11 protein-coding genes and 4 tRNA genes are annotated in these 13,494 nt (G+C 41.9%); 9 read left to right on the plus strand and 6 right to left on the minus strand.

What is annotated here, in order from left to right; genetic code table 11:
- The first annotated feature begins 145 nt into the window (after window positions 1-145).
- From R8O70_RS16545 to R8O70_RS16555, 3 genes are all read left to right on the plus strand, one after another.
- Window positions 146-1,132 (plus strand): ABC transporter substrate-binding protein, encoded by a 987-nt coding sequence (locus tag R8O70_RS16545; protein ID WP_258624213.1) that lies wholly within the window; start codon window positions 146-148, stop codon window positions 1,130-1,132.
- Between the two features lie 298 nt (window positions 1,133-1,430).
- Window positions 1,431-2,471, plus strand: coding sequence for a diguanylate cyclase domain-containing protein (locus R8O70_RS16550; RefSeq protein ID WP_318184270.1), 1,041 nt, complete (start codon window positions 1,431-1,433; stop codon window positions 2,469-2,471).
- A 235-nt stretch (window positions 2,472-2,706) separates the two neighbouring features.
- On the plus strand, window positions 2,707-3,699 hold the full coding sequence (locus R8O70_RS16555) for an LLM class flavin-dependent oxidoreductase (protein ID WP_258494913.1): 993 nt from the start codon (window positions 2,707-2,709) through the stop codon (window positions 3,697-3,699).
- Between the two features lie 5 nt (window positions 3,700-3,704).
- Here the strand turns inward: R8O70_RS16555 and R8O70_RS16560 are convergent.
- Together R8O70_RS16560 and R8O70_RS16565 are read right to left on the minus strand one after the other, a co-directional pair.
- Window positions 3,705-3,778: transfer RNA gene (locus R8O70_RS16560), tRNA-Cys, on the minus strand.
- A 36-nt stretch (window positions 3,779-3,814) separates the two neighbouring features.
- A tRNA-Leu gene (locus tag R8O70_RS16565) sits at window positions 3,815-3,901 on the minus strand.
- Window positions 3,902-4,202: 301 nt separating this feature from the next.
- Here R8O70_RS16565 and R8O70_RS16570 point away from each other — a divergent pair.
- Together R8O70_RS16570 and R8O70_RS16575 are read left to right on the plus strand one after the other, a co-directional pair.
- On the plus strand, window positions 4,203-5,132 hold the full coding sequence (locus R8O70_RS16570) for a CHAD domain-containing protein (protein ID WP_104976066.1): 930 nt from the start codon (window positions 4,203-4,205) through the stop codon (window positions 5,130-5,132).
- Between the two features lie 69 nt (window positions 5,133-5,201).
- Window positions 5,202-5,990 carry a lipase family protein gene (locus R8O70_RS16575; protein ID WP_005375991.1) on the plus strand — a complete coding sequence of 263 codons (789 nt, stop codon included), beginning with the start codon at window positions 5,202-5,204 and terminating at the stop codon, window positions 5,988-5,990.
- A gap of 74 nt (window positions 5,991-6,064) precedes the next feature.
- Here the strand turns inward: R8O70_RS16575 and R8O70_RS16580 are convergent, their stop codons facing one another.
- The 4 genes from R8O70_RS16580 to R8O70_RS16595 form a co-directional block, all read right to left on the minus strand.
- Window positions 6,065-6,319, minus strand: coding sequence for a hypothetical protein (locus R8O70_RS16580; protein WP_005375990.1), 255 nt, complete (start codon window positions 6,317-6,319; stop codon window positions 6,065-6,067).
- A 130-nt stretch (window positions 6,320-6,449) separates the two neighbouring features.
- On the minus strand, window positions 6,450-7,973 hold the full coding sequence (amyS, locus tag R8O70_RS16585; RefSeq protein WP_215810396.1) for an alpha-amylase: 1,524 nt from the start codon (window positions 7,971-7,973) through the stop codon (window positions 6,450-6,452).
- 295 nt (window positions 7,974-8,268) lie between these two features.
- Window positions 8,269-8,342: transfer RNA gene (locus R8O70_RS16590), tRNA-Cys, on the minus strand.
- 36 nt (window positions 8,343-8,378) lie between these two features.
- A tRNA-Leu gene (locus R8O70_RS16595) sits at window positions 8,379-8,465 on the minus strand.
- 549 nt (window positions 8,466-9,014) lie between these two features.
- On the opposite strand from R8O70_RS16595, the gene R8O70_RS16600 reads away from it, so the two are divergent.
- The 4 genes from R8O70_RS16600 (at window position 9,015) to R8O70_RS16615 (ending at window position 13,425) form a co-directional block, all read left to right on the plus strand.
- The gene (locus R8O70_RS16600) at window positions 9,015-10,646 is read left to right on the plus strand and encodes a methyl-accepting chemotaxis protein (protein WP_258623681.1); all 1,632 of its coding nucleotides are present in this window, start codon (window positions 9,015-9,017) and stop codon (window positions 10,644-10,646) included.
- 201 nt (window positions 10,647-10,847) lie between these two features.
- Window positions 10,848-12,077: an alanine racemase gene (gene alr, locus R8O70_RS16605; RefSeq protein ID WP_054576738.1), complete on the plus strand. Its 1,230-nt coding sequence runs from the start codon at window positions 10,848-10,850 to the stop codon at window positions 12,075-12,077.
- Between the two features lie 311 nt (window positions 12,078-12,388).
- Window positions 12,389-13,120, plus strand: coding sequence for an AzlC family ABC transporter permease (locus R8O70_RS16610; protein ID WP_017820197.1), 732 nt, complete (start codon window positions 12,389-12,391; stop codon window positions 13,118-13,120).
- Complete coding sequence (locus R8O70_RS16615; protein ID WP_017820198.1) at window positions 13,117-13,425, plus strand: AzlD family protein; 309 nt, start codon at window positions 13,117-13,119, stop codon at window positions 13,423-13,425. The genes R8O70_RS16610 and R8O70_RS16615 overlap by 4 nt, the downstream gene beginning before the upstream one ends.
- Window positions 13,426-13,494 lie beyond the last annotated feature (69 nt).

Here is a 13,494-nt window from a genome sequence, read left to right on the forward strand (position 1 = left end):
GCCAGTTACCGAAATTACCCCTAGGTACTCATAAATTTGGCACGATACAAATAAATCCCCTCCTCTCCTAGCATCAACCCAATAAGCAACTACACTCATTTAACTGATAGATTAATTACTACTATTATGAAGGGAGTTGTTTTTGATGGATACAAAACAGATTTCTACAGTTATCATAATTTTAGTTCTTTCTGTATTAGTAGTTGCTTATTTAAAATTAACAACGGTATCAAATGCTATCCACAAACCTACAACAATCGGTATATCTAAGACGCCTCTGTCAGCCCCTTTTATCATTGCAGAGCACATAGGTGCGTTTGAAGAAAACGATTTAAACGTCGAACTTATCATGTGCTTTGGAGGGGTCGAATGTTCAAACCTACTTCTAGAAAACCATGTTAATTACGCCACTTTTTCTGAAAGCGTACTGATGTTTAAAAGCTTTGAATACAAAGATTTAGCATTAATCACTTCTTTTGCATCTTCTACGAATGATATTAAGCTGCTAACTAAAAAGCGGTCTGGCATAGAAAGTATAGATAAATTACCAGGAAAAAAGGTTGGTGTAATAAAAAAGAGCGCTAGCGAATATTACTTAGACTTGTTGCTACAGGTAAGTGACATTGATTTAGAAAAAGTAGAAAAAATATCATCAACAACGCAGGTTATTATAAATCATTTAATGCAAGGAAACGTCGATGCAATATCTACTTGGGAGCCATACGGATTTATGGCCAAGAATAGAATAAATGAAGAAGTAAAGAACATAGGAATTATTGGCGTGTATAAACTTTACTTTTTGCTTGTATCAAAAGAAATACACATTGAAAAATCAGATCAAGAAGTAATGAAAATAATAAAGTCACTTCATCACTCAATTAACTGGATGGATAAAAACCCTCATTTAACAATGAAAATACTATCACAAAAACTTAACACAACAGTTGAAGAAATATCTTGGAGCTGGGATGATTATAACTTTCGATTAAATTTAACGAATTCTTTATTATTTACATTACAATCAGAAGCTAATTGGGCATTAAAACAAAAATATGTAGAAGGACAGATTCCAAATTACAGAAAAATATTTAAAGAAAACTATATCAATTCATATTTTGATGGTCTAGATTAAAATGCATCGTTCGTTAAACCACTATTTAGCATCACTATTCAGTCTAAGCGTAATACTATGTATCAGCGTTATAGTATACATAAGCTTCATAAAAATAGAAGATTATAAAGCTAAGAAACAATTAAACCAAATAATGGACATACAAATATCATTAGAGTCATTAAGTAGTTATCTTTGGGCTTACACTCAAAATAGGGGAAAAAACAATTTCACACAATTCATGATTTCTCATAACAAATTAAACGAATTATTATCTCAAAATGAAGATGTTTCATACCTTACTAAAGACCTAAAAAAAATGAATCTCGAACTGTATTTTTTAGTTCAATACGAAAATAATCATTTACTAGACAAAGATCGCCATTATGATTCAGTCGTAAATTATAATAAATCAAATCTTGCCATACAATCCAGAATAAACATTGTATCCCAGGATATGAATAATGAAATAATATATATTTATAAAAAAATACTTAATAATAAGTCTACAAAACTACAAAATTTAAATTATTACACTCAAGCAGGTATTATTTTTATCTCTCTGGTTGTTATGCTATTGTGCTTTTATATAAAAATAAAGTTCAAGAGAAGCTTTCAAAGGTTTATAAATGGAATAAAACAATTAAGCAGGTCAAATTTTGACTATAAAATCCCTTCAGAAAATCAATTCACGGAATTTGAAAATCTGTCTTGTTACTTCAATAAAATGGCGGCATTGTTAAACCACACAACAATATCAAAATCAAAACTTAAAGAAGAAGTAGAGAATCAAACTTCAGTTCTAAATCGTCAAAAAGAAAGTTTGGTATTTTTGTCTGAGCACGACTCCTTAACTAATATCTACAATCGTAGAGCAATAGAAAAACATTTGATCCAGCTTACGTGTAATTTCAGAGGCAGTGAGAATAGTTTTAGTTTGTTTTTTATAGATTTAAATTTATTTAAAGATATTAACGATAGCCATGGCCATGAGGCAGGTGATGCAGTGTTAAAATCTGTAGCTAGTAGATTATCAAGTATTATCGACGAATCAGACATGGTAGGCCGCTTTGGCGGAGATGAATTTATTATTATTCATCGTTCACACACAACAGGTGCGTCTCTGTCTGCATGTGCACTACGTTATATCCAAGAAATAGAAAAAGTAATTCATTTTAAAGGTAAAGAGTTATGCGTCGGAGCTAGCATTGGTATTGCACTCTATCCTGAGCATGGCTCGAATGTACATGAATTATTAACAGCCGCAGACAAGTCTATGTATCAGTCAAAACGTTCTAAAGCTAGCTCGTTCACTATTGTCGACAACAGCAGTTCGCTGTTAAAGAGGCCTATGTTTTAATCTAAAGTAGCTGTGGAAACGTTCTACATGCGAATATTCAACGACATCGACCACTGTGGCCACTTACAGTGATAAAGGCGCTTTTATCACATAGCAAAAGCTAAACTCGTAAGCCAAACGCTCTCCAGGCATTGAAGAAAAATAATCCATTGTGAATGGTTAATCCTCCCCTTTTAAACGTCGACTTTCACCACCATATGATAGTTAAGATTCATTAACAGGTCATAACTATCCTATGTCTTTTCCTCGTTTATCTGTTCTGGATTTGGCACCAGTGTCCGATGGAACAAACTTCACCGAAACGTTCGAACGCTCCGTTGAATTAGCTCAATCAATAGAGTCCTGGGGCTATCATCGGTTTTGGATGGCTGAACACCATAACATGCCCGACATCGCCAGTGCCGCAACCAGTGTATTACTCAGTCATATTGGAGCGCACACGAACTCGATCCGTTTAGGATCAGGTGGAATCATGTTACCTAACCATGCACCACTAGTTATTGCAGAGCAATTCGGAACGTTAGAGGCATTATACTCTGGTCGTATTGACCTCGGATTAGGACGCGCACCAGGCACCGACTACCAAACAATGCATGCATTAAGGCGGGAACCAGAGCATATGGATCCTGACTTTGAAGAGCTGTTGGAGGAACTTAATTTCTTTCTTGGTCCCGTATCTCAAAATCAACCAGTCGCGGCTTATCCAGGTAACAACACATCTCTGCCGATTTGGCTTCTGGGGTCGAGTACATACAGCGCACGTTTAGCAGCTAAGAGAGGCTTACCTTTCGCATTCGCCGCACACTTTGCTCCAGATGCAATGTCTCGTGCTCTAAACTTTTATCGAGATGAGTTTGTCCCATCCGAGCATTTAGCTCAACCCTATGTGATGATTTGTGCCAACGTTATCGTAGCGGATACTCAGTCACATGCAGATTTTCTCGCGACAACAGAGAAGCAAAAATTCTTAAAAATGATTCGCGGCAATCGCGAAAAACTTCGCGCACCAGTGAAAAGTATGGCACCACTATGGTCAGCACAGGAAAAGCTTCACGTTGAAACTCAATTACGTGAATCTATCCATGGTGATCAAACATATGTAAGACAGAAAATTGAGAAACTTGTGGAACGCACTGGGGCAGATGAAATTATGGTAAACACGATGGTGTTTGAACAATCTGAGAAGTTGAGATCCTACAGGTTACTATCGGAACTCATGGACAAGTAAAAGAATGGAGGCGCCTCCCGGAGTCGAACCGAGGTCCACGGATTTGCAATCCGCTGCATAGCCACTCTGCCAAGGCGCCTTTCTGATTTTTTATCTCTGTCACCAAAGATTTTGATGGTGCCCCGGGCCGGACTTGAACCGGCACAGCGCGAACGCCGAGGGATTTTAAATCCCTTGTGTCTACCAATTCCACCACCAGGGCAACGCAATCATGCGATGGGTTAGACACCATCTGTCTCTGTGGCCTTTGCCGTGAGAACGAGGCGTACTTTAACGGATTAATTTATCTGGTCAACAAAAAATTAGTCTTTTTTATTCAAATGGTTAAAAAGCCAACTCAAACGAACAAAGGGCGATCATTTTGCTCACAAGAACATCAGCATGCTTTGCTCTCGTTTACTTTGCTTCATCACTTCATGTCAATGAGGAATCGACAAGTCGCACAAATTGGCAGTATGCGTATAAACTTAACTCGTACTGCAGGGGACAAATAAGCGCTCATCATGTTTCGAAAGTCATCATTTCAATTACCGCTACACACTGATTCCGAACTCGACTTCGTAGTGCCTTACTTCTTCCTTAGTGAATTTGATTATGCACGCTCTCTGGAGCTGGGAGTCATCGAAGACTTGGATCCTGAATATACACACCAGTATCGCGTCACACTAAGGCGCATACGCTCACTATGCTTACTACTTCGCGAACTGATCCCTCCTTTTGAGCAGCGTATTTTGAAACCTCATTTAAAAATAATGATGAAGAAAACAAATAAGCTGCGTGATTTGGACGTATTTATCTTGGGCAAAAAACAATACATTGAAATGCTCCCAAACCACAAATCGTCTCTTGAGCAGCTTTTTGGCTTTATCGAAGCCGAACGTGCTTACGAACAGGCAAAAGTTACGCGTTGGCTAGCTACAGAAGAATACACAACGCACTGCACTTTGGTCAGGAATAGTCTGCTGCGAAGTACGCAACACGAACGAGTGGATAGCAACGTACCTGCGTTACTCTTCGCAAGCCAAAAAATCTCCGATCAATTTAAAAAAGTTGATAAAGCACGACGCAAGATCTCGGACAAAAGTCGTGACAGTGTGATTCATTCGATGCGGATAAAGTGCAAAGCGCTGCGTTATTTGTTAGAAGGATTTTCCACGCTCTATCCTTCCCAACAGCACAAAAACAACGTGAAACAACTAAAACTATTGCAAGACAAGCTCGGTGACTTTAACGACACTTCAAGTCAAATTGAATTTTTCGCACAACTCAAAGAGACAGCAAATCTCAATAAACAAGATCGTAAGGCTTTGAAAAAGCTAATTAACGTACTTAGCGAACATCATGAACTCTCTCGCCAAACCATCTTGACGCATTTAAGCCAGTTTGAGTCTTTCATTCGCGATACCAATACACAGAATCTCTACCGACCCTAAATCAAGGTTCACGTATTTTTAATATTCATTAATTACAGTCAACCGTTAGGCTCCACTAAGAAAGTTAACGTGAAACCATTAAAACGATACCAATACGAGCGCTATGCGGTGCTTTGTAATCTCGCCTACCCTCGCGTCTTCAGACAAACTCAATATGGATTCGATCCTAATGGGCAACGAGTCATTAGAAATGAACACGGTAAGATTATGATTCGCGTGCTCTGGAGTAAAAAACAGAGTGAAGTGGTCGTAGTGATTAAAGGCTCACACAGTATCAGTGATTGGTTGTTGAACTTCGCGATGTGGACGAGAAGCTGTCGAAGGTTGGGACTAAACTATCGCATTCACGCGGGTTTCTATCATCTGTTGTTCCAAGAAAGTTTACCGAGCCGGAATGAAGATCGGTTAGGGTTGACCGTGATCGAACGCCTCGAAGGTATCGTTGTACCACTTATTCTCAGGGGAAAAAGAATCACTATTACTGGCCACTCTTCAGGTGGCGCGATTGGCAGTGTTTTTGCTGACTATATTGAGAAAAAATACCCAAAAAGCATTAAACGCGTGGTCACTTTCGGACAGCCCGCTGTCGGGGATTGGACGTTTAAGAAACGCTACCGTTTGGGGCACAAAACATACAGGATTTGTTGCGACATCGACATCGTGACCTTTATGCCGCCCGTACCTTTTTTGTATTGGCATGTAGGCAAAATGCTATGGTTATATAACGGGAGAATATACGAGAACACCCCAACGCTCATACGGCTTGGGCGCTCCTTATTTAGTTGGTTAATGCGACCGTTCTCTTATCACTTTATGAGTAAATACATTCGCGACAAAGACTTTTTTGATGAACGCTGAGTTAAACATCCGAAAGGTATGAAGTATAGACACGAAAAAGCCGGACTTCGCCGGCTTTACGATTAAGTGGTGATCTACAGAGAGGCAATTTCTTTTTCAAGTTGATATTTGTTATCTGTGACAATTCGCTCTAACACTTCAACACGTCGCTTCAAGTCACCAATTTGCTTGTTAAGGTTATCTTGTTCTTCTCGGCTCATCGTATTACGTTCAGATATCTCCAACGCTCTTACTTCTTTACGATGGTTCAAGATTAACTTTATTATCCCGCCCCCAAATATGGCACCGAACACAATAGCCACAACCAATACATCAGCAATAGATTCCATTCTTTATCTTCCTCTAGATTATGCTCAAATATAAGTTACTCATTTGTCGAATGAATATCAAATAACACATTGATTCATTGAAAAGTTTTATTAAGAATTGCCTACTCTGTATCAAAATCACAGGAATGGATTATTCAACGCCAACCCAAACCGAGACAGATCCGCCGTTTACTGGGAACTCGGCCCAACCATTCGCATCAGTCCAAACTTCTTCAGTTCGGATACCCAACTTGTCTACGTAGCGAGCACTTGGTTTACCCGTATACATCCACTTCGAGCCGCCAGGTCCATCACTCATGATCACGGCCATTGAATGTGGATGATTTGCATCACCTTCTCGAGTCCAACCAATTACGTCCCAGTGGTCGAGATAAGAATGTTGTTTGCCATACGCATAATCTTTACGCAGTGTTACTAGCTCTTTAATGTAAGGCACTTTGACCATATTGATGTCATGCCCTTTATCACTGTACTGCGCGCCGTAGTAATCTGCATAAAACACGGATGGATAACCTTCTTCACGCAATAAGATAAATGCGTAAGCGAGCGGCTTAAACCACCAATCAACCGTCGACTCCAAAGCCTGCAAAGGTTGAGTATCATGGTTTTCTACTAAGGTTACCGCTTTGACTGGATTGTCCTTCATCAGCGTACCATCCATGATTTGACGCATATCGTAGCTACCACCCGATTTAGACGCATTGTAGAAGTTCATATGTAACGGTGCGTCGAATAGAGACATGCTGCCAGAAGTTTTGGTGATAAAGTTATGCAGCTGATTCACATCGTAGTTCCAGTACTCTCCGACCGTGAAAAGTTCTTTCCCTGTTTTCCAACGTAGGTGATCAATCCATTCTTGCAGGTATTGATATTTGATGTGCTTCACCGCGTCCATTCTAAACCCATCAACACCAGTCATGTTGATATACCACTCACCCCAGTCTTTCAGCTCTTGCTTCACTTCAGGGTGATCCATGTCTAGGTCAGCGTACATAAGGTAATCGTAGTTGCCTTTTTCCGAGCTCACTTCCCAATCCCATGCCTTACCCTCGCCTTTGAATTTGAAGATAGCTTTTTCTTCGCCAGCATCGTCCCAATCCACGCCATCAAAGTGGTACCACGTCCAATGAAAGTTTGAGTACTTGTCGTTGCGCCCAGGGAAATCAAACTCTACCCACGCTTCAATCCATTTATCACCAAGTTCAATATTTCGGTTGTTCCAATCTACGCGCTTGGTATCAACCCAAGACTTTCCATCCGCACCACCGCGATGGTTGAACACCACATCGCCATAAATCTGGATATTGTTTTTATGGGCAGCATTGATGGCGCTTAGGTACTGATCTTTGGTGCCATACTTGGTGCGCACCGAACCTTTTTGATCAAACTCTCCCAAATCGTACATATCATAAACGCCATAACCGACGTCGTTGCTACCACCAGCACCTTTATAGGCGGGCGGCAACCATAACGCAGTAAAGCCGTTGTCAGATAGTGCCGACGCGTTGTTTTCAACTTGTGTCCAGAGTACACCGTCATTTGGCACATACCAATGGAAATACTGCATCATGGTGCCATTTTGTGCCGCCATTACAGGCGAGCTGAGCAGCAAAGTTAAGGGTAAAAGTGTAGGTTTAAGGTTGAATGTTTTCATTATTTTTCTCTCACGTTAAGGACTAGAATCCTCCTTTCTGCATATACGCACCAAGCGATACTAACTATGACGCTAGCTAGGCTGCTGCCTGTAATACAAAAAGTTCGGATTACAATCGAAGAGAAACTATCACCAATCACACTATACAATTATTGAGTTGTCTAACATTTATAAAATCAATGAGTAGCGCGTTAAAAATATTGAATGGTGATCAAAACATGGGAGACTTTAGGAAAGCGCAAACGCAGACTAAAAACGAAAAAAGCCAGTCATTTAAGACTGGCTTTCGAAATAGTGGAGGCGCCTCCCGGAGTCGAACCGAGGTCCACGGATTTGCAATCCGCTGCATAGCCACTCTGCCAAGGCGCCTTTCTGATTTTTTATCTCTGTCACCAAAGATTTTGATGGTGCCCCGGGCCGGACTTGAACCGGCACAGCGCGAACGCCGAGGGATTTTAAATCCCTTGTGTCTACCAATTCCACCACCAGGGCAACGCAATCATGCGATGGGTTAGACACCATCTGTCTCATCGACCTTTGCCGTGAGAACGAGGCGTACTTTAACGGATTAATTTATCTGGTCAACAATAAATTTTATCTTTTTGATTTAAGTGCTTAAAAAGCGATCTGACTAGTACATTTGGCATTCAATTAGACCAATAAGCACCCGTTCCCTTTCATTGTCTATTAAGTCATACGCATACTAGTGCCCGTACTGCTTCGAGGTAAACACGCGACTATCACGTTATGAACGCTGATCTTTTCACCGCTGTAACATCTGTAACAATTTGATTCCCTACTCTTGGCACGACTGCGTACAGAACATCATATTTTGTTACCGATAACTTTATATCGAATGTGGTCGTACCTTTATAAAATCATTGACTTTTTTTATTTTCAAACAAAGCTCAATTCATTATCGAAAATATCAATAAATAATGATACGTTACACGAGTTGCAGTAATTTAATGGACATATATCACATATAAGGATGTGGTTTACTTTGGCGACACAACATAAGAAAAACAAGGTATATCACTAATGTCTATCAAGAATCTTTCTATAGCGAAAAAGATATCGCTATCGTTTTTACTCATTGCCATCGTCAACATTGCATTTGGCGTGTTTTTATCTACAGAGCTCAAAAGCATCAAATCTGAGCTTTTAAACTATACCGATGATACGCTTCCTGCAATGGAAAGGGTCGATTCGATTCGAGATCATTTGTCTCGCTGGCGCCGAGCTCAATTTGCTGCGTACACTTATGAAGACGCAGACCAAGTCAAAACTAAAATTTCTAACAATATTAGAGAACGCGAAAAGATCACTAGAGAGCTCAACGCTTACGGTGAAACTATCTGGCCTGGCGAAGAGCAGCAAACTTACCAGCGTCTTATGCGTCAGTGGAAAAAGTACTTGGTTACTATGGACCAGTACAATGAAGCGATGCTAGCTAACGACAAAAGCAAGGCCCACCCTATTTTGGCGAACTCTTTGTCTGCTTTCGAAGCGGTTGACTCAGAGTTAGGCGAACTAATCCGTCTCCTTAAAGAAGCTATGGATAGCAACAAAACTCATATCCTGTCCTCTGTAAATGGATTGAGTAATTCTTCAATTGCAAGTAACGTGATTATTCTACTGATCATGGTAGGCATGACATACGTGCTGACTCGCCTAATTTGTGGCCCACTTAAACTTGTTGTTGAGCAAGCAAATGCCATCGCGACAGGTGATCTATCAAGTGACATTGACCGTAAAGCAATCGGCAATGACGAGCTTGGTGAACTGGCAGACGCGACCACTAAGATGCAAGACGACTTACGCCAAGTTATCGATAATGTGATTGCTGCAGTTACTCAGTTAAGCAGCGCTGTCGAAGAGATGAACCAAATCTCCGATATTTCTGCGTCTGGTATGAAAGATCAACAGCTGCAAATTACGCACATCGCAACAGCAATGACAGAAATGAAAGCGGCCGTAGCCGATGTTGCTCGTAACACTGAAGACTCAGCGAACCAAGCTAACGAAGCAAACCGCCGCACACAACACGGTGTTCGTGAAACCCAAGGTATGGTTGACGCGATTCAAGAAGTTTCAAACGTAATTGGCGCTGCAGGCGATACCGTAGCAGAGCTTGAACAGCAATCGAATAAAATTAACGTGATCGTGGATGTTATCCGCGACATCGCCGATCAAACCAACCTACTTGCACTTAATGCAGCCATTGAAGCGGCGCGTGCTGGTGAGTCTGGTCGTGGCTTTGCCGTCGTTGCAGACGAAGTTCGAACTCTTGCCGGCCGTACGCAAGATTCAACGAGTGAAATCACTTCGATCATTGAGCAGCTACAATCACTTGCAAAAGACGCAAAATCAGCCACTGAACTTTCTAGAACCAGTATCTCAGAATGTGCAGAACAAGGCATTCAATCAAAACAGCTGATAAGCGACATTGAGCATTCGATTTCGGACATCTCAGACATGGGTACCCAAATCGCCACGGCTTGTAACCAGCAAGACTCCGTTGCGGAAGAGCTTAACCGCAGCATTGAAAACATACATTTGGCATCTCAAGAGGTCTCGCAAGGCTCGGAGCAAACCGCACAGGCGTGCCGCGAACTAAGCCAGCTATCCATTTCTCTTAAAGATGTAATGAGCCGCTTTAAACTGAGTTAAACTCAGTGGGTACCTTAGTAGATATCAAATCAATCCCGATTTGCTTAAATTGAATGTCATCACTGAGGTATATTTAGGTATATATTAAATCACTATCTTAACAAACGCTCCAAAGCACCACTTGGAGCGTTTTACTTCGTCAGGTACTTTCCCCAAGTACTCAATAACATAACCAATACAAAAAACGCGTACGGAGACTTTATGCGCTTAAATAAAACCTTACTATCACTGACTATCGCTGCTGCAATCGCGGTTCCTGTAATGCAAGCTACTGCTGCTCCTCTGCAAATTAGCAATACAGCAGCAAAAGCAGAGCAAGTTCAAGGTGCTAACGCTTGGCTAGAAATAAACTTAGGTCAGTTCCGCGATAATATTGAGCAGTTTAAATCGCACATGGATGGCAAAACGAAAATCTGCGCCGTGATGAAAGCCGACGCATACGGTAATGGTATCGCAGGCCTGATGCCGACCATTATCGAACAACAAATTCCTTGCGTTGCCGTTGCAAGTAACGCCGAAGCACAAACTGTTCGCGACAGTGGCTTTAAAGGCCAACTCATGCGTGTACGCTCAGCGGATATTGGCGAGATTGAAGCCGCAATCGACCTAAATGTCGAAGAGTTGATAGGCACAGCAGAGCAAGCTAAAGCACTGTCTAAACTAGCCGAGAAAGCTGGTAAAGAACTCAAAGTTCACCTTGCTCTTAACGACGGTGGTATGGGACGTAATGGTGTTGATATGACGACAGAAGCGGGCAAGAAAGAAGCGCTAGAAATCGCTCAACAAGCTGGCGTTAATATTGTTGGTATCATGACTCATTTCCCTAACTACAATGCAGACGACGTGCGCCAAAAGTTAGCTTCATTCAAAGACAGTTCTGCATGGCTGATTAAAGAAGCGAATCTAAAACGCGACAACATTTTACTGCACGTAGCAAACTCTTACACCGCGCTTAATGTTCCTGAGGCCCAGCTTGATATGGTTCGTCCTGGTGGCGTTTTATACGGAGACTTACCAACTAACCCTGAGTACCCTTCTATCGTGTCTTTCAAAACACGCGTGGCATCCGTTCACCACCTGCCAAAAAATAGCACAGTCGGTTACGACAGCAGCTACACAACAAGCAAAGAAAGCTTAATGGCGAACATTCCTGTTGGTTACTCTGATGGCTATCCACGAAAAATGGGGAATACAGCAGAAGTTCTGATCAATGGCCAACGTGCAAAAGTTGCGGGCGTTGCTTCAATGAACACCACAATGGTAGATGTTACAGGTATCAAAGATGTTGAGCCTGGTTCTGAAGTTGTTTTGTTTGGCTCCCAACAAGGCAAAACGATTTCAGCTGCTGAGATGGAAAAACACGCAGAAGTCATCTTCCCTGAACTATATACGGTTTGGGGAAGCGCGAACCCTCGTGTCTACGTAAAATAAACCTACTAAGTTATTCGTAACAGAGCGAAAAAGCGAGCCTGGTGCTCGCTTTCTTTCTTATCTACTAATTTGTACTAGCTCGTGATTCTATCAATTAAACAGAGCTTACTATTTCTGTTGTTTTACTCTTCTTTAGCACTACCAAGTGCGACTCTCTACACTCTGTTTCTTAAAGCCGCTTGGATGGCTCATTTTTATATAGCACTTAGTGTTTGAAAGCCCCTCTAATTGATGTTAAACATGAAGTTTACAAAAGAATAACAAACACACTCGTATGGCACTGCCCCTTTGCCTGCTAGCTAGGTATCTCTATGACAGAAAATACTCAACATCTTCAACGCTCCTCCACTGAGTTGCACGAATTTAATCGGCTTGACGTCTGGAACGGCTTCACCCAACTTTTACCTCTCTCTATGTTCGTGGTCATATTTGGCCTCGCTTTCGGTGTTGCTGCCGTACAGACTGGACTAGATGTATTTCCCACTATGTTGATGAGCACACTGGTCTTCGCCGGTGCTTCACAATTTGCCACGTTAGAAATGTGGGGAGCAGAAGTCCCTCTCATTCCAGTTCTTATTACTGTATTTGCTATTAATGCTCGTCACCTCTTGATGGGAGCCACACTTTATCCATGGTTACGACAACTCCCACCAACAAAACGTTACGGTGTAATGCTGGTTGCATCAGACGCCAACTGGGCAATGGCACTCAATGCATTTGGTAGAAAAGAACCAGGCTTTGGCTTGCTTGTTGGTGGCGGCTTAGCGATGTGGTCTTTTTGGATTGTGGGCACCTGGATCGGCATTTATTTTGGTAGCGCAATCAAAGATCCGGTGGGCCTCGGGCTCGATATGGTTATGGGATGCTTCCTGCTGTCTATGGTGGTAGCCGGGCCGAAAGACTTAAGAATCTTTGCAATTTGGGCCATAGCAGCAGCCTCTTCTATGTTGGCGTATTGGTATTTGCCAGAGAATAGCCACGTAGTGGTTGGCGCCATTACTGGCGGAGTCTTGGGTGCTTGTTGGAAGGAGAAGAAAGCATGAACATCGAAACAACCTTAGGTGGCACACTGCTTATCATCATCGCTATGGCGCTAGTCACGCTCATAACCCGCTGGGGCGGAGTGTATGTAATGTCATTCATTCCAATTAGCGAACGGGTTCAACGTTTCATTACTGCGATGTCAGGCTCTGTATTGGTTGCGCTTTTAGCTCCGCTAGCAGTAGAGGGTGATAACGGTGCTAGAGCAGCACTGTTTTCTACTGCCGTTGTCATGTTCATCGTGAAAAAGCCTCTACCCGCAATTGCAGCAGGCATCATCGCCGCCGCCGCAGTACGTGCTCTTTAGTCGCTGTTTCAACGCCGATACCAGTCATCAATAAAAGACCCAAAACACTAAGCCCTGATGTCACAAGTG

This window comes from Vibrio sp. 779(2023), from assembly GCF_033344285.1.
Taxonomy (GTDB): Bacteria; Pseudomonadota; Gammaproteobacteria; order Enterobacterales; family Vibrionaceae; genus Vibrio; species Vibrio alginolyticus.